Origin of the sequence: Lysinibacillus sp. NPDC093712, from assembly GCF_050280025.1 — a bacterium.
In the GTDB taxonomy this organism is placed as follows: Bacteria; Bacillota; Bacilli; order Bacillales_A; family Planococcaceae; genus Lysinibacillus.
The window spans coordinates 24,140-41,453 of the sequence record NZ_JBNNUU010000005.1; the positions used below are offsets into that span (position 1 = coordinate 24,140).

A 17,314-nucleotide genomic window follows, 5' to 3' on the forward strand; every position below is an offset into this window, starting at 1 on the left:
TCCTTCTTGATTGTTCAAATCATAAATCCCTAAAGGATTACATTTCGAATAATTCGATGTCTTTGCTGTCCGCAGTTAGTTTAACAATCGCTTTACGACGTTTGTTAGTGTAACCACCGTAACGGCCAACGCGTTTGAATTTACCTTTGTAGTTAAGAACGTTTACTTTCTCAACGTTTACGCCAAAGATTTCTTCTACAGCGTCTTTTACTTGAGTTTTGTTAGCGCGAGTGTCTACTTCGAAAGTATACTTTTTCTCTGCCATAAGTTCTGAAGAACGCTCAGTAATGACTGGACGTTTTAAAATATCACGTGCTTCCATTATCCAAGCACCTCCTCAACTTTTTCTACTGCAGATTTAGTGAATACAACTTTTTCGTGACCTAATAAATCAAGAACGTTGATTCCGTTTGCAGTTAAAACTGTTACACCAGGGATGTTACGAGCTGATAATGCTACGTTTTCATCTAGGTCAGCAGTTACGAATAAAGATTTTTTCTCTAAAGAAAGATCTTTAAGGATTTTTGTAAATTCTTTTGTTTTTGGTGCTGCTAGTGTAAGAGCATCAAGAACTAAGAAGTTTTGTTCTACTACTTTAGCTGATAAAGCTGATTTAAGAGCTAAACGGCGAACTTTTTTAGGTAATTTGTAAGAATAGCTACGTGGAGTTGGACCGAATACAACACCACCGCCGCGCCATTGTGGAGAACGGATAGAACCTTGTCGAGCACGACCAGTTCCTTTTTGACGCCATGGTTTACGACCACCGCCAGCAACTTCAGAACGGTTTTTAACCTTATGATTACCTTGACGTAAAGAAGCACGTTGTGCAACCACAGCGTCGAATAATACTGCTTCATTTGGCTCGATTCCGAAGATCGCTTCGTTTAACTCGATTTCACCAACTGAAGCACCTGTTTGACTAAGTACAGATACTTTTGTCATTCCTGTTTCCTCCTTTCTTGAAGTGATTAGTTAGCTTTAATTGCAGTTTTAACTGTAATTAGAGCTTTTTTAGAACCAGGAACATTACCTTTAACAAGTAGTAGGTTACGTTCCGCATCAACTTTTACGATTTCTAAGTTTTGGATTGTAACTACTGTGCCACCCATTTGACCAGGTAATTTCTTTTGTTTGAATACGCGGTTCGGAGCAACTGGACCCATTGAACCAGGACGACGGTGGTAACGAGAACCGTGGGCCATTGGACCACGAGATTGTCCGTGGCGTTTAATAACACCTTGGAAACCTTTACCTTTAGTAACTCCTGTTACATCAATTACATCGCCTTCTGCGAAAATTTCTACTTTGACTTCTTGACCAACTTCGTATTCTCCAACGTTCACGTTGCGGAATTCACGAATGAAGCGCTTAGGAGCAGTATTCGCTTTTGCTACGTGACCTTGCGCTGGTTTGTTAGAAAGCTTAACGCGCTTATCTTCGAAACCGACTTGGATCGCTTCGTAGCCGTCAGTTTCAACAGTTTTCTTTTGAAGAACTACGTTTGGAGTAGCTTCGATAACTGTTACCGGGATTAAATCGCCGTTTTCAGCGAAAACTTGTGTCATACCAATTTTTCTACCTAAGATTCCTTTAGCCATTTGTCACACCTCCTGTAAGTTTTAAAAGTTATATTGTTTTTACCATTAAAGTTTGATTTCGATATCAACGCCAGATGGTAAATCAAGTTTCATTAACGCATCAACAGTTTGTGGTGTTGGGTTAACGATATCGATCAGACGTTTATGCGTACGCATCTCGAATTGTTCACGAGAATCTTTGTACTTGTGAACAGCACGTAGAATTGTGTACACAGACTTCTCAGTTGGAAGTGGAATCGGACCTGATACACTTGCACCTGAACGTTTTGCAGTCTCCACAATTTTCTCAGCAGACTGATCTAAAATACGGTGATCATACGCTTTTAAACGAATACGAATTTTTTGTTTTGCCATTATTTTCCCTCCTTCTCGCCTATTTTCTAGACATTCTCCACGAAAATTTTCCAACGCACCGCCATGGCAAAGCGGCCGGGTGTGTCGGCAACCTCTCGTTTCATCGCAGTCAAAGACCAACATTCAACATTATATACAATAAAAAAAGAATAAGCAAGTCTTTTCGCTAAATTCTTTTAAATGTTGTAGATTTTCTTTACTACTAATATTTCTCGCTTATTTAAGCCTTCACTAGTATATATAATTTCTATTCATTTTGCAACACATAACCTGATACACCAGCATTTTCGGACATTTCGAACAATTAATACTGCCCCATGTAAAGTATAAAAGCAGTTTCTATAATAATAGAAACTGCTTACTAACTTTATAGGAAGAACACACAAGCAATCCAACCGAAAATAACAAGTGGAATATTGATAAAGATAAATGTCGGTACACACGTATCCCAAATATGATTATGCTGGCCATCAACATTTAAGCCTGCAGTTGGTCCTAACGTCGAATCTGATGCTGGCGACCCCGCGTCGCCTAAAGCACCTGCTGTTCCTATTAAGCAAAGTATTGCTAAAGGGCTCATACCTAATCCCTGTGCTAACGGAACAAATAGCGTTGCAATAATCGGCACCGTAGCAAAAGAAGAACCAATCCCCATTGTGACAACTAACCCGATTACTAACATGATGAATACCGCTAAGCTTTTGTTGCCTTGAAGGAACGTTAGTGAACTTGTAATTAAACTATCTACATCACCCGTTGCATTGATGACTGATGCAAATCCATTTGCTGCAATCATTACAAAGCCAATGAACGCCATCATTTTCATTCCCTCTGATATAATCTCATCTGCCTCTTTCCATTTAAGAGCACCTGTGAAATACATAATCATTATCCCTATAAAGGCTCCGACAATCATAGAATCCGTACTGATTTGTGCACATAGCGAAACAATTAACGCTATCACGGTTGAAATGATAACCGATTTACGTACCTTCACATTTAAAGTTGTTGTTTCAACATCATTATTTTGATATTTGCGTGGTTTGCGATAGACAAAGAACGCAATACCTAATCCAACCAACATACCCAAGATAGGAATGGCCATTGCTGCTGGAACATCACTCGCTTTTGCAACCATGCCAGCATTCGTAACTTGTGTTGACACAATCTCTTGGAAAATGGCTCCGAAGCCAGCGGGCACAAAGCTATACGTACCAATCAAACCAACCGCAATCAATGTTGCTATAATTCTACGATCCACTTCCAGCATATTTAAAACCTTTAAAATAGGCGGTATTAGTAATGGAATAAAAGCAATATGAATCGGAATTAAATTTTGAGAGAAAATCGCCATCATAAAAATAAGAAGAAAAATTAATACTTTTACTAAGCCCTTCCTATTACTAGAGCCATTTTTATTTAACATGCTTAAAATACCCGAAATCATTAACTCAGGTATTCCCGTCTTAGAGATGGCTATAGCAAATCCACCAAGTAAGCCATAGCTTAGCGCGATAGTGGCACCTGCACCTAATCCTTCTGTAAATGACTCAACCGTTGCTTGAATACCCATACCACTTGCTAAGCCTCCTACAAAGGCTCCTAAAACAAGTGAAAGGACTACATTGATCCGAAGCAAACTTAATATTAACATGACAGCTACTGCCACAATTACCGCATTCATAAAGACACTTCACTTTCACACACTAGATTGTTAATACGTTAAACTTTAATGTTCTGACAAACGAAAGTCAAGCGGTTTTTATTTATTACAAAAAGCCAGAAAAGTATGAAATCTATCCTCCCACGTCACATTAACAAAAAAAACAGCATGATCTATATAAGATCCCACTGTTTTTTGGAGTTTCTACCTATTTAAATGTCTATAGAGACTCTCTGATTACTTTTCTATAATAACCAACTGAAAGTACCGCAAAGATTGCATATAACGCTATATAACAGCTCATAGCAATCCACAATGGAGCTGTTAACTCCGTACCAAATAAAAACCATCCTGATTTCACCGCAAAATAACTATGGAGGAGTCCAATCAATAATGGAACACCAAAATTAAAAGCTTGTTTCATAAAGATTCCCTTCATAATGTCTCGTTCTGAAAAGCCTATTTTTCTTAAAATTGTATATGCTCCTCGTTCCTCTTCTGCTTCAGACATTTGTTTAAAGTACAGGATGCTACCAGTTGTCATTAAAAATGCTAAACCTAAAAACGCTGTTGTAAAAATTGTTAACCCAAGGGATTCAATATTACCTTTACGCTCTGCTTCAAACGAATCGATAATATAATTTTGGGTATTGCCATCAGTGTCTACAAAAGATAAAACATTTGCGCTCGTTTCTTTATATAATCTCTCAGCAAGCGCTAAGTCTTTTTTTGACTGTAACGTAATAGAAGTTTGTTTATGCCAAGGAAAAAGCTTTGCTTGAGTAGACAATCTGTCAAATAGGGAGTCTGATACTACGAAAATTGGTCCCCCACCTCCAGCAGTAATAGTTCCACCAATAATACTTTCATCGTGAATCGCTTTGACATGCAATTTTTCTTCAAGACCACCTGCAGATACTACTAAGTCTCGATCCTTTTCTAAAGGAAACATCTCGGCCATATAGCCTCCGTAGTTTGTTAAAATCACATCATTACCCGAAATTGATGCATTTGGTGTTTTTTGTTGATAATCAGAAAGCGGAATCGTGTATATCGTCCCTTTCATATTATAAAAAGGGCTATCTTGTTGTCCATCAGCCATTAATTGAGCTATTGAAGCTGTAACTCCTTGTAAACGATATTCAACCTTGTCATAAGCTATATTATTTTCCTCTAGCTTATTTAAAAATGCCTGACCTTGATCCTCATGCAAAATATAATCTCCCGGTACTTGGCTATAGGCTGATGCTTCTGAAGAATAATACGAAATATATGATAGTGTTGTAATCCCAAGAGATACACCTGTTAAAACGGTAATGAGCGTCAATGATTTAGCATTACTTTTCATACGATGCATAATCGGTGTTAATGCTAATACGTCATGGACAGACAAATGACCATTTTTCTTTAAACGAACGGTATTCATTATAAATGCTACGGAGAAACGAAAAACTAGGAACGTTCCCCCAATTGTAGTAGCCAAAATAATTATCATATTTAAAAATAGATTGCCTGCAGTATTAATATCAAATAGCTTTGTTGATGCATAGTAGCCATATGCAATAAACACTAGCCCTAAGAAGCCAATAACCATTTGTAATGGATTGAATCGTTTTACACGCTCATCCGCTTGTTTAGCAGCACTAAATAAGGATAGTAGCGATACACGGTGGATCATCCACGTCATTTGTAGCAATACAACTACTAATAAAATAGCGAAAACAACGATAGATTGCTGTAATGCCTGTGTACTAAAGGTCATAGTCACAAGCGTTTCTTTTTCAAGTAGACGCAATAAAATCATTGCGATTAAGCGGGAGCTAAAGAAGCCTACTAGCATCCCTACAACGACAGCTCCTACAAATAATAAAATACTTTCTAACGCCAATAATCGTACAATCAGGCCCTTCGTCATTCCAATTAGCTGATATAAGCCAATTTCTTTACTGCGACGCTTCATAAATAAATGGTTAGCATACAAGACGAAAAATAAAATAATAAAGTACAAAATATACGTTGCAGCCTCAAAACCTGCTGATGCTGTGCCACTCTTCTGAACTGTATTGAAAACTTCACCATTATGCTGTAATGTCACGAAGGAAAAGTAGAGTGTCACACTGAAAATAAGTGCAAAAAAGTATAAATAATAATGCTTCATGTTTTTCTTCATGCTTCGGAATACAAGCTTACTAAGACTCATAACCGTCACCACCTAGCACACTTTGCGTATGCATGATTTCTTGGAAAAACGCCTGTCTAGTCTTATCACCTTTATACAACTCACTGTAAATAAGCCCATCTTTTAAAAACAAAACACGTGTACAGAAACTTGCAGCCACCGCATCATGTGTGACCATCATAATCGTCGCCTTTTTAGTTTCATTAATGCCTTGTAAGTTTTTCAGCAATGCTGTTGCTGATTTTGAATCGAGTGCACCGGTAGGCTCATCTGCAAATACCATTGATGGATTTGTAATTAAAGCTCGTGCAGCAGATGTTCGTTGCTTCTGACCACCTGATATTTCGTTCGGATATTTATTTAAAATATCTGCAATACCAAGTAGATATGTCAGCTCCTTCACGCGACTTTCTGCAACAGCTTTTGGTAGTTTTCCGATTGCTAATGGCAATAAAATATTTTCTTTGACCGTTAACGTGTCCAATAAATTATAGTCTTGGAAAATGAATCCGAGCTGCTCACGACGGAAATTAGCTAACGCCTTTTCCTTCATACCGCGTAAACTTTGGCCATTTATTTCAATTACACCTTCTGTTGCAAAGTCAATCGAACACAAAACATTTAATAGTGTTGTCTTGCCTGAGCCTGATGGACCCATAATGCCAACAAATTCACCTTCATTTACTTCTAAATCTATACCTTTCAGCACCTCTTGCGCTGTTGATTTTTTACCATATACTTTTTTTACTTTACGTCCGATTAAAACTGCCATAGGTTAACTCCCCTTTCTATACTACAAGTGTACCCCGTCTGCTTATTCTTTTCGTGCGTTTTACATGACAATATAAAAAGGTAGGTGACGATTTCGTCATCTACCTGTTAGTTTGACATATTCATTTTGTAATGGAAAGCGTAGCGTAAATATAGAGCCTTTTCCTACAACTGACTGTACACTAATTCGCACACCAATTTTTTGAGCAATATTCTGTGCTAAATACAAGCCCATACCCGTTGATTGTGTAGATTCTCTTCCTACCGTACCTGTATACGATTTTTGAAAAATTCGCGGCATATCTTCTTTACGAATGCCTATACCTGCATCCTTAATATGAAGCAAAGTTGCCCCAGTTAAATCAACTTCAGTAAAAATAAAAATCTCTGTATTTACAGGGCTATATTTTATGGCATTGGATAATAGTTGTCTAACAATGAATGCTATCCACTTACTATCTGTCATCACTACTTCAGTTAATTCTCCTACATCGAAGCCAATATCTTTTTCTAAACACCAAGCTTGCATTGAACGGATTTCTTTATAGACAACTGTCCGAAGCTCAATTTCTGTTAAATAATTATCTTTTTCCATAGAAGCTAGCCGTGTTTGATGTAACTGCTGATCAACCAATAGATGGAGCCTTAACCACTCCGTCTCTAATTTTCTACGTAAAGATAAATCCTCGACATGATCTAACATCAAATTTATTGTTGTTAACGGAGCCTTCACCTCATGTACCCAAGCAAGGAGCTCATCTGAATATTCTTGTAGTTGCACCTTCGCATCATTTAGTTCTGCATCCTTATCATAGAAGACGTCTTCAATTTTTTTGTAATAAGCCTCTTGAAATGGTGATAAAGCTAAACTTCGAGTATGGGGCTCATCAAGTCGACTATCCACATTTCCCAGGAAATCTTTCAACTGTCCGACTTCTCTTACATAACGCCATAATAAAAATATAGAAAAAGTGACGACCATGATGATATTCACGTACCAAATGGATATGGCTACTAATCCAACATCTAAAGAAAATAATATGTTAAGAATAATAAGAAGAAACACAAAAAATCCAATCCACGCAAGCCGTTCTCTTAAAAACAATAATGCCATTCTCATTCACGTCACCTGCGTTACGGCAATATAACCAAGTCCCTTTTTTGTTACAATGACTTCCTGTAAACCAATATCCTCTAGCTTTGTACGTAATCGATTAACATTTACAGATAATGTATTATCATTGACGAAACGCTCGTCGTCCCATAATTTTCTCATTAAGTCTTCTCTCGAAACAATTTGATTAGCCTTTTCCAACAAAATACGTAAAATAAACAATTCGTTTTTAGTTAAGGAAACAAGCTCCCCATTAAACATAATCTCACTTCTCGCATAATCGAGAACAGCACCATTAAATCGGGTAACATCCATTGCCTCTTCAACATAATCATAAGTACGACGTAAAATAGCTTGTACTTTTGCAAGTAACACTTCCATATGGAAAGGCTTTTGTATAAAATCATCGGCACCCATTTGCATAGCCATCACCATATCCATAGGATGATCTCGTGAGGATAGAAAGAGAATGGGTACTTTCGAAATATGCCGTATTTCACGACACCAATGAAAGCCATCATATGCTGGTAATTGAATATCAATTAATACTAGTTGAGGCTTCTCTTCTATAAAATCATCCATCACCTTTTGAAAATCATTTGGACCTACCACTTGTAAGGACCATTGCGAAAAACGCTCTTGAATCATTGCAAAAATTGATGGATCATCTTCTATCAACAAAACCTTCATTTCCATATACATACACTCCTTCCACAATTATATTTTAACATAAAAAACCAATCTGTAAGCGTTCCTACAGATTGGTTTTATAATTAGCATAGGCTAAAAATTATTTTTGGATAGTAGCAACTACGCCAGCGCCTACAGTACGGCCACCCTCACGGATAGAGAATTTAGTACCTTCTTCAAGAGCGATTGGAGCAATAAGTTCTACTGTCATTTCGATGTTATCACCAGGCATTACCATTTCAACGCCTTCTGGTAAGTTACAGATACCTGTTACGTCAGTTGTACGGAAGTAGAACTGAGGACGGTAGTTAGAGAAGAATGGAGTATGACGGCCACCCTCTTCTTTAGATAAAACGTAAACTTCAGCTTTGAAGTTAGTGTGTGGAGTAATTGAGCCTGGTTTAGCTAATACTTGTCCACGTTGGATATCTTCACGAGCTACACCACGAAGTAAAGCACCGATGTTGTCACCAGCTTCAGCGTAGTCTAATAATTTACGGAACATTTCAACGCCAGTTACAGTTGTAGATTTAGCTTCTTCAGAAATACCTACGATTTCAATTACGTCACCAACTTTAACTTGACCACGTTCAACACGGCCAGTTGCAACTGTACCACGACCAGTGATAGAGAATACGTCCTCTACTGGCATCATGAATGGTTTGTCAGTTTGACGTTCTGGAGTTGGGATGTAAGAATCTACAGCGTCCATTAATTCAACGATTTTTTCTTCCCATTCTGCTTCGCCTTCAAGAGCTTTAAGAGCAGAACCTTTGATTACAGGGATATCGTCGCCTGGGAAGTCATATTCAGATAGTAGGTCACGGATTTCCATTTCTACTAATTCTAATAATTCTTCGTCGTCTACCATATCACATTTGTTCATGAATACTACTAAGTATGGAACACCTACTTGACGAGATAAAAGGATGTGTTCACGAGTTTGTGGCATTGGGCCATCAGCAGCAGATACTACTAAGATACCGCCGTCCATTTGTGCAGCACCAGTGATCATGTTTTTAACATAGTCAGCGTGTCCTGGGCAGTCAACGTGTGCATAGTGACGAGATTCTGTTTCATATTCTACGTGAGAAGTGTTGATTGTGATACCACGTTCTTTTTCTTCTGGTGCGTTATCGATATCAGCGTATGATTTAGCTGTACCACCCATTTTTTTAGAAAGAACTGTAGCGATTGCAGCAGTTAAAGTTGTTTTACCATGGTCAACGTGTCCGATTGTACCAATGTTAGCATGCGTTTTTGAACGGTCAAATTTTTCTTTAGCCATTAGAGATTGCCTCCTCGAAATTGTATGTTTTATTTTTAAAATTTATAGAATGAATGCTGATAGAGAACGGGCCCATCCTCTATCCTGCAAACATAGCTTACAAATTAGTTATACTTTATGCAAGATGAAAATTCAATTATTCACCTTTATTTTTTTTGATGATTTCAGCAGCAATTGATTTTGGTACTTCTTCATAATGATCAAATGTCATTGAGAATACACCACGACCTTGAGTTGCTGAACGAAGAGTTGTTGCGTAACCAAACATTTCCGCTAACGGAACCATTGCACGAACAACTTGTGAGTTACCGCGAGCGTCCATACCCTCAACGCGTCCGCGACGAGATGTAATGTTACCCATGATATCACCAAGGTACTCTTCAGGAATTACTACTTCAACTTTCATCATTGGTTCTAAGATTACAGCATCACATTGTTTAGATGCTTCTTTAAGAGCCATAGATGCAGCGATTTTGAACGCCATCTCATTCGAGTCAACGTCATGGTAAGAACCGAATACTAATTTCGCTTTAATGTCGATTAATGGGTAACCAGCTACTACACCGCGGTCAAGAGAGTCACGAAGACCAGCTTCAACTGCAGGAATGTATTCACGAGGAATTACACCACCAACGATAGCGTTTTCGAATTCAAAGCCTTTACCTTCTTCATTTGGAGAGAACTCAATCGTTACGTCACCATATTGTCCACGACCACCAGATTGGCGAGTGAATTTACCTTGAACTTTTGCAGAGCTACGGAATGTTTCACGGTAAGATACCATTGGAGCACCTACGTTAGCTTCTACTTTAAATTCACGGCGCATACGGTCAACTAAGATATCAAGGTGAAGCTCACCCATACCTGAGATGATTGTTTGTCCAGTTTCTGTGTCAGTGTGAGCACGGAAAGTTGGATCCTCTTCTTGAAGTTTTTGTAAAGCTTGACCCATTTTATCTTGGTCAGCTTTTGATTTTGGTTCTACAGAAAGAGAGATTACTGGTTCTGGGAATTCCATTGATTCAAGAATAACTAGGTTTTTCTCGTCACATAGTGTATCACCAGTAGTAGTATCTTTAAGACCTACTGCTGCTGCGATATCCCCAGAGAATACTTTAGAAATCTCTTCACGAGAGTTAGCGTGCATTTGTAGGATACGACCTACACGTTCACGTTTACCTTTAGAAGAGTTTTGTACGTATGAACCTGCATCTAATGTTCCAGAGTACACACGGAAGAAAGTTAATTTACCTACGAATGGGTCAGTCATAACTTTGAATGCAAGAGCTGAGAATGGCTCTTCATCAGAAGATTTACGTTCTAACTCTTCGTCACCATCAACTGAAGTACCTTTAATTGCTGGTACATCAACTGGAGATGGTAAGTAATCGATAACTGCATTTAACATTGGGCGTACGCCTTTGTGTTTGAATGCTGTACCACAGATTACTGGGTAGAATTCTACTGCAATTGTAGCACGACGGATAGCCGCTTTAAGCTCAGCAACAGTGATTTCTTCGCCTTCTAAATATTTTTCCATGATTTCTTCATCAACACTTGCAACAGCATCAATTAATTTTTCACGGTATTCTTCAGCTAATTCGCGGTGTTCTTCAGGAATTTCTCCTTCAGTTACTGCAGTACCTTTTTCGTCGCCGTAGAAAGTTGCTTTCATTTCAACTAAGTCAATGATAGCAGAGAACTGATCTTCAGAGCCGATAGGTAATTGGATTGGGTGAGCGTTTGCTTGTAAACGATCATGTAGAGTTCCTACTGAATACAAGAAGTCTGCACCTGTTTTATCCATTTTGTTAATGAATACGATACGTGGAACGCCGTACGTTGTAGCTTGACGCCATACAGTTTCAGTTTGAGGCTCAACACCTGATTGAGCATCAAGTACTGTTACAGCACCGTCAAGTACGCGTAATGAACGTTCTACTTCAACTGTGAAGTCTACGTGTCCAGGAGTATCGATGATGTTTACACGGTGGCCTGCCCATTGAGCTGTTGTAGCAGCAGAAGTGATAGTGATACCACGTTCTTGTTCTTGCTCCATCCAGTCCATTTGAGAAGCGCCTTCATGAGTTTCACCGATTTTGTGAATCTTACCTGTGTAATAAAGGATACGCTCAGTTGTTGTTGTTTTACCAGCATCAATGTGAGCCATGATCCCAATATTACGAGTATTCTCTAGAGAGAATTCGCGTTTCATTAGGTATTTCTCCTTCCATATTGGGCTTATGCTATGTTTAGATTACCAACGGTAGTGTGCGAATGCTTTGTTCGCTTCTGCCATTTTATGCATATCTTCACGTTTCTTAACTGATGCACCAGTGTTGTTAGAAGCATCTAGAATTTCGTTAGCTAAACGCTCTTCCATAGTTTTTTCACCACGAAGACGAGAATAGTTAACTAGGTAACGAAGACCTAAAGTTGTACGGCGTTCTGGACGAACTTCAACCGGTACTTGGTAGTTAGAACCACCAACACGGCGAGCACGTACTTCAAGAACTGGCATTACGTTGTTTAGAGCAGCTTCGAATACTTCGATTGGATTTTCACCAGAACGTTCTTTAACTAGTTCGAACGCACCGTATAAAATCTTTTGAGAAGTACCTCTTTTACCATCAACCATCATTTTATTGATTAAACGAGTTACTAGTTTTGAATTATAAATTGGATCTGGTAACACGTCACGTTTGGAAACAGGACCTTTACGAGGCATGTGTTTTCCTCCTTTCGAATAATTATCGATTTATTTTTATACGTCGGCCTTGTACGAAGTTATCACTTAATCTTAATCAGCTAGCATGATTTAAATATGGTGATATCAACGTAAGACTCAACAACTAATTAACACTTAACGTGTTAAATTATTTTTTTTCTTTAGGGCGTTTTGTTCCGTATTTAGAACGTGATTGTAAACGACCGTTTACACCAGCTGTATCAAGAGCACCACGTACGATATGGTAACGAACACCCGCTAAGTCTTTTACGCGTCCGCCACGGATAAGAACAACACTGTGCTCTTGTAAGTTGTGGCCTTCACCTGGGATATAAGCTGTAACCTCGATTTGGTTAGTTAAACGTACACGAGCGTATTTACGTAACGCTGAGTTTGGTTTACGAGGTGTCATTGTACCTACACGAGTACAAACACCACGTTTTTGTGGAGATTTAACATCAGTTAAAGATTTTTTAAATGAGTTATATCCTTTGTTTAACGCTGGTGATTTTGATTTCGTGATTTTAGATTGACGAGGCTTACGTACTAATTGGTTAATTGTAGGCATCGGTATTTCCTCCCTTCATTTATTCCTTGTTAATACCACACATCCAGGTGGTTCATTTTTTGGGTAAAAACAAAGTCTTTGTGTTTTATACACAAAAACTAATCTACAGCAATAGCAACAACCGCAGCACCAACATGGATTCCGCAGGCTTTGCCCAGTTCCTTTTTGGACTCGACAAGAATAACTGGTATACCGTTCTCTCTCGCGAAAGTTATGGCCGAATCGGTTACCCAATTGTCTGCATCAAGTGCCACAAAAAGCTCTTTCACTAAACCAGCTTGCATTGCTTTTACTGCTTGCTTTGTACCAATGATTGTTTTACTAGCCCTTACTTTATCATAAGACATTTTCATATCCTCCGAAGTACAGACAGTTAACTATCAACCTTCAATATATTATCATTATCAATTTCTACTGTCAACTAATATCTTTAAAAAGTCCGAAGAGATGCGCTTTTGCCATCTCTTCGGAGCTTAGTTAAATTATTCAGCAGAAACTAAATCTTCTGCGTCAAGCTCATCTTTTTCAATGCGGATTTGACGATAACGTTGCATACCAGTACCTGCTGGAACAAGTTTACCAATAATTACGTTCTCTTTTAATCCTAGAAGTTCATCACGTTTACCTTTAATTGCAGCATCCGTTAACACACGAGTTGTTTCTTGGAATGATGCAGCAGATAAGAATGATTCAGTTTCTAGTGAAGCTTTAGTAATACCTAGGATTACAGGGCGACAAGTTGCAGGATTTTTGCCGTTCATAACAGCATCTACGTTTGCCTCTGAGAATTGGTGAATATCTAATAATGAGCCAGGTAATAAATCTGTATCTCCAGCTTCAATTACGCGAACTTTACGAAGCATTTGACGTACCATTACTTCGATATGTTTGTCTCCAATTTCTACCCCTTGCATACGGTATACTTTTTGTACTTCTTTTAGTAAATATTCTTGAACTGTTGAAACGTCTTTTACTTTTAATAATTGTTTTGGATCGATAGAACCTTCTGTTAATACTTGACCACGTTCGATTGAGTCACCTTCGATAACTTTCAGACGTGCATTATAAGGTGCTTGGTATTTACGAGTTTCTACGTCACCTTGAACTGTAATTTCTTTTAGACCTTCACGGATTTCAGTAATATCTGAAACCGTACCAGCAATCTCAGAAATGACAGATTGACCTTTTGGATTACGCGCTTCGAAAATCTCTTGGATACGTGGAAGACCTTGAGTAATATCGTCTCCGGCTACCCCACCTGTATGGAATGTACGCATTGTTAACTGAGTACCTGGTTCACCGATTGATTGAGCAGCAATAATACCAACTGCTTCCCCAACTTCAACTTTTTCACCAGTTGCTAAGTTCATGCCGTAACATTTTTTACATACACCATGTTTTGTATTACATGTGAACGCTGAACGGATTGTTACTTCCTCGATACCTACTTCAGTAATAACACGAGCGATATCTTGGTCGATTAAACCGTCTTTTTCTAAAATTACATCGCCTGTTTCTGGATGGAAAATCGTTTTCTTCGTATGACGACCAACAATACGTTCGTCTAACGCTTCGATTAGTTCTGTACCTTCCATTAACGCACCGATAGTTAAGCCGCGGTCAGTTCCACAATCATCTTCACGAACGATTACATCTTGTGCAACGTCTACTAGACGACGTGTTAAGTAACCTGAGTCGGCAGTTTTTAGGGCTGTATCGGCAAGACCTTTACGAGCACCATGTGTTGAGATGAAGTATTCCAATACTGTTAAACCCTCACGGAATGAAGACTTGATTGGAAGTTCGATAATACGACCAGCCGGGTTGGCCATCAGACCACGCATACCAGCTAACTGTGTAAAGTTAGACGCGTTACCACGGGCACCTGAGTCAGACATCATGAAGATTGGGTTTGTTTTCTCAAGTGATTTCATCAGTTTTGATTGAATTTCATCTTTCGCTGCACTCCAGCTAGAGATAACACGGTCATAACGCTCTTCTTCTGTAATGAAACCACGACGGAATTGCGCTTGAACTTTATCTACTTTCTCTTGTGCTACTGCTAAGATTTCACCTTTGTCTGGTAATACCACGATGTCAGATACACCAACAGTGATACCAGCGCGAGTTGAGTATTTGAAACCTAAGTTTTTCATGCGGTCAAGCATTTTAGATGTTTCAGTAATGTGGAAACGTTTGAACACTTCTGCAATGATATTTCCTAAGAATTTCTTGCGGAATGGGTTTACAACAGGTACTGATGCAAAATGTTTGCGAAGTACTGCTGAGCGTTGTGCCTCTACTTTACCTTTTTCATCTAATTGGCTGTAAGCGGAATCTGCTTCAAGCTCTGCTAAAGTTTCTTCGTCAATTGTTAAGTTAACGAAGTATTTATCTGGTGTTACTTGCTCTAAGTTGAAATCAGTAGGTTCGTTAATGAACGGGAATGATTCAGGCAAGATTTCGTTAAAGATTACTTTACCAACAGTTGTTAATAAGAACATATTATTTTGTTCTTCTGTAAATGTTGGGTTGTTCAGTGAACTTGCTTTGATCGCGATACGTGTATGCAAGTGAACATGACCTGTATCATATGCAATTAAAACTTCGTTTGGTCCATAGAAAATGGAACCTTCACCACGAGCATCTTCACGCTCAAGTGTTAAATAGTAGTTACCTAATACCATATCTTGAGATGGTGTTACAACTGGCTTACCATCTTTCGGGTTTAGGATGTTTTGTGCAGCAAGCATTAGAAGTCGAGCTTCTGCTTGTGCTTCCGCTGATAAAGGTACGTGAACCGCCATTTGGTCACCATCGAAGTCAGCGTTGTAAGCTGTACATACTAATGGGTGAAGACGGATCGCACGACCTTCAACAAGTGTTGGTTCAAACGCTTGAATACCAAGACGGTGAAGCGTCGGTGCACGGTTTAGTAATACTGGATGCTCACGGATTACATCTTCTAAAACGTCCCATACGTCGTTGTTTAAACGTTCGATTTTACGTTTAGCAGATTTAATATTATGTGCAAGACCACGTTCTACTAGCTCTTTCATAACGAAAGGTTTAAATAGCTCGATTGCCATTTCCTTCGGTAGACCACATTGGTACATTTTTAAGTTTGGACCTACTACGATAACGGAACGACCAGAATAGTCAACACGTTTACCAAGTAAGTTTTGACGGAAACGACCTTGTTTCCCTTTTAACATATGTGAAAGTGATTTTAACGGACGGTTACCTGGTCCAGTTACTGGACGACCACGACGACCGTTATCGATTAATGCATCAACAGCTTCTTGTAACATACGTTTCTCGTTTTGAACGATAATGCTTGGTGCGCCAAGATCTAATAAACGTTTTAAACGGTTATTACGGTTGATTACACGACGATATAAATCATTTAAGTCAGATGTTGCAAAACGACCACCATCTAATTGAACCATTGGACGAAGCTCCGGTGGAATAACAGGCAGTACGTCTAAAATCATCCACTCTGGAGAGTTACCTGAGTTACGGAATGATTCTACCACTTCAAGACGTTTAATCGCACGTGTACGGCGTTGACCTTGTGCAGATTTTAACTCTTCTTTTAATGAATGTGTTTCATCTTCAAGATCGATTTTACCAAGAAGTCTTTTAATTGCTTCTGCACCCATTGCTGCTTCGAATGTCGCACCGAATTTTTCACGGTATGCACGGTACTCTTTTTCAGAAAGTAATTGCTTGCTTTCTAAGTTAGTAGCGCCTGGTTCGATTACAACGTAAGATGCAAAGTAAATTACTTCTTCTAAAGCACGTGGAGACATATCTAAGATAAGGCCCATACGGCTTGGGATACCTTTGAAGTACCAGATATGAGAAACTGGTGCTGCTAATTCGATGTGACCCATACGTTCACGACGAACTTTTGCACGTGTTACTTCAACACCACAGCGGTCACAAACTACGCCTTTATAGCGAACACGTTTGTATTTACCACAGTGACATTCCCAGTCTTTCGTAGGACCGAAAATACGTTCACAGAATAAACCATCTTTTTCTGGTTTTAAAGTACGATAGTTAATTGTTTCTGGTTTTTTTACTTCTCCATATGACCAAGAACGAATCTTGTCAGGGGAAGCTAAACCAATTTTCATAAATTCAAATTCATTAACGTCTATCAAGGAGCCTACCTCCCTCTAGTTATAGGTCTTTATAAAGACTCTTTTACGCAGCTCGACAATCGTTTGCAAAAATACCCTTTGGCAAAAGATTAAAAATAGATTGATTTCATTCGTAAAGAAAAGTCGGGCAGGGCGTTAAATCCTGCCCGACTAATTGAAAAATAAGTTTGACCATATTCACACGAATGT

At 38.8% G+C, this 17,314-nt stretch carries 15 protein-coding genes; all 15 read right to left on the reverse strand.

Translation table 11 applies throughout. The features are described from left to right. Positions 1–37 precede the first annotated feature (37 nt). The gene (rplW, locus tag ACQKNX_RS18085) at positions 38–322 is read right to left on the reverse strand and encodes a 50S ribosomal protein L23 (protein ID WP_036205532.1); all 285 of its coding nucleotides are present in this window, start codon (positions 320–322) and stop codon (positions 38–40) included. Beyond that, positions 322–945, reverse strand: coding sequence for a 50S ribosomal protein L4 (rplD, locus tag ACQKNX_RS18090; protein WP_340821763.1), 624 nt, complete (start codon positions 943–945; stop codon positions 322–324). The genes rplW and rplD overlap by 1 nt, the downstream gene beginning before the upstream one ends. A gap of 26 nt (positions 946–971) precedes the next feature. Beyond that, positions 972–1,601: a 50S ribosomal protein L3 gene (gene rplC, locus ACQKNX_RS18095; protein ID WP_427430057.1), complete on the reverse strand. Its 630-nt coding sequence runs from the start codon at positions 1,599–1,601 to the stop codon at positions 972–974. A gap of 45 nt (positions 1,602–1,646) precedes the next feature. Continuing rightward, a complete protein-coding gene (gene rpsJ / locus ACQKNX_RS18100; protein WP_004233624.1) occupies positions 1,647–1,955 on the reverse strand; it encodes a 30S ribosomal protein S10 in 309 nt (102 codons plus the stop codon). A 367-nt stretch (positions 1,956–2,322) separates the two neighbouring features. Next, positions 2,323–3,639, reverse strand: a complete 1,317-nt coding sequence (locus ACQKNX_RS18105; protein WP_427430058.1) for a Na+/H+ antiporter family protein — start codon at positions 3,637–3,639, stop codon at positions 2,323–2,325. Between the two features lie 199 nt (positions 3,640–3,838). Continuing rightward, entirely contained in the window at positions 3,839–5,818 is a 1,980-nt protein-coding gene (locus tag ACQKNX_RS18110) for an FtsX-like permease family protein (RefSeq protein ID WP_427430059.1), read from the reverse strand. Beyond that, positions 5,808–6,569 carry an ABC transporter ATP-binding protein gene (locus tag ACQKNX_RS18115; protein WP_340821756.1) on the reverse strand — a complete coding sequence of 254 codons (762 nt, stop codon included), beginning with the start codon at positions 6,567–6,569 and terminating at the stop codon, positions 5,808–5,810. Before ACQKNX_RS18115 ends, ACQKNX_RS18110 begins: the two co-directional genes overlap by 11 nt. A 96-nt stretch (positions 6,570–6,665) precedes the next feature. Next, positions 6,666–7,688, reverse strand: a complete 1,023-nt coding sequence (locus ACQKNX_RS18120) for a sensor histidine kinase (RefSeq protein ID WP_427430060.1) — start codon at positions 7,686–7,688, stop codon at positions 6,666–6,668. Continuing rightward, positions 7,689–8,372: a response regulator gene (locus ACQKNX_RS18125; RefSeq protein WP_427430200.1), complete on the reverse strand. Its 684-nt coding sequence runs from the start codon at positions 8,370–8,372 to the stop codon at positions 7,689–7,691. A gap of 100 nt (positions 8,373–8,472) precedes the next feature. After that, positions 8,473–9,660: an elongation factor Tu gene (gene tuf / locus ACQKNX_RS18130; protein ID WP_427430061.1), complete on the reverse strand. Its 1,188-nt coding sequence runs from the start codon at positions 9,658–9,660 to the stop codon at positions 8,473–8,475. Positions 9,661–9,796: 136 nt separating this feature from the next. Beyond that, positions 9,797–11,875: an elongation factor G gene (gene fusA, locus ACQKNX_RS18135; RefSeq protein WP_427430062.1), complete on the reverse strand. Its 2,079-nt coding sequence runs from the start codon at positions 11,873–11,875 to the stop codon at positions 9,797–9,799. A 42-nt stretch (positions 11,876–11,917) separates the two neighbouring features. Then, a complete protein-coding gene (rpsG, locus tag ACQKNX_RS18140; protein WP_024364378.1) occupies positions 11,918–12,388 on the reverse strand; it encodes a 30S ribosomal protein S7 in 471 nt (156 codons plus the stop codon). Between the two features lie 148 nt (positions 12,389–12,536). Beyond that, positions 12,537–12,956, reverse strand: a complete 420-nt coding sequence (gene rpsL / locus ACQKNX_RS18145; protein WP_010860613.1) for a 30S ribosomal protein S12 — start codon at positions 12,954–12,956, stop codon at positions 12,537–12,539. A gap of 98 nt (positions 12,957–13,054) precedes the next feature. Further along, positions 13,055–13,303: a ribosomal L7Ae/L30e/S12e/Gadd45 family protein gene (locus ACQKNX_RS18150; RefSeq protein ID WP_340821750.1), complete on the reverse strand. Its 249-nt coding sequence runs from the start codon at positions 13,301–13,303 to the stop codon at positions 13,055–13,057. 135 nt (positions 13,304–13,438) lie between these two features. Beyond that, the gene (rpoC, locus tag ACQKNX_RS18155; RefSeq protein WP_427430063.1) at positions 13,439–17,125 is read right to left on the reverse strand and encodes a DNA-directed RNA polymerase subunit beta'; all 3,687 of its coding nucleotides are present in this window, start codon (positions 17,123–17,125) and stop codon (positions 13,439–13,441) included. Between the last annotated feature and the right edge of the window lie 189 nt (positions 17,126–17,314).

Bases quoted from the DNA above. Each gene is read 5' to 3' on its own strand.
- rplC (WP_427430057.1), bottom strand. From the start codon at position 1,601: ATGGCTAAAGGAATCTTAGGTAGAAAAATTGGTATGACACAAGTTTTC.
- rpsL (WP_010860613.1), bottom strand. From the start codon at position 12,956: ATGCCTACAATTAACCAATTAGTACGTAAGCCTCGTCAATCTAAAATC.
- rpsJ (WP_004233624.1), bottom strand. From the start codon at position 1,955: ATGGCAAAACAAAAAATTCGTATTCGTTTAAAAGCGTATGATCACCGT.
- rplW (WP_036205532.1), bottom strand. From the start codon at position 322: ATGGAAGCACGTGATATTTTAAAACGTCCAGTCATTACTGAGCGTTCT.
- fusA (WP_427430062.1), bottom strand. From the start codon at position 11,875: ATGAAACGCGAATTCTCTCTAGAGAATACTCGTAATATTGGGATCATG.
- ACQKNX_RS18115 (WP_340821756.1), bottom strand. From the start codon at position 6,569: ATGGCAGTTTTAATCGGACGTAAAGTAAAAAAAGTATATGGTAAAAAA.
- ACQKNX_RS18110 (WP_427430059.1), bottom strand. From the start codon at position 5,818: ATGAGTCTTAGTAAGCTTGTATTCCGAAGCATGAAGAAAAACATGAAG.
- ACQKNX_RS18150 (WP_340821750.1), bottom strand. From the start codon at position 13,303: ATGTCTTATGATAAAGTAAGGGCTAGTAAAACAATCATTGGTACAAAG.
- rpsG (WP_024364378.1), bottom strand. From the start codon at position 12,388: ATGCCTCGTAAAGGTCCTGTTTCCAAACGTGACGTGTTACCAGATCCA.
- ACQKNX_RS18105 (WP_427430058.1), bottom strand. From the start codon at position 3,639: ATGAATGCGGTAATTGTGGCAGTAGCTGTCATGTTAATATTAAGTTTG.
- tuf (WP_427430061.1), bottom strand. From the start codon at position 9,660: ATGGCTAAAGAAAAATTTGACCGTTCAAAAACGCATGCTAACATTGGT.
- ACQKNX_RS18125 (WP_427430200.1), bottom strand. From the start codon at position 8,372: ATGAAGGTTTTGTTGATAGAAGATGATCCATCAATTTTTGCAATGATT.
- ACQKNX_RS18120 (WP_427430060.1), bottom strand. From the start codon at position 7,688: ATGAGAATGGCATTATTGTTTTTAAGAGAACGGCTTGCGTGGATTGGA.
- rplD (WP_340821763.1), bottom strand. From the start codon at position 945: ATGACAAAAGTATCTGTACTTAGTCAAACAGGTGCTTCAGTTGGTGAA.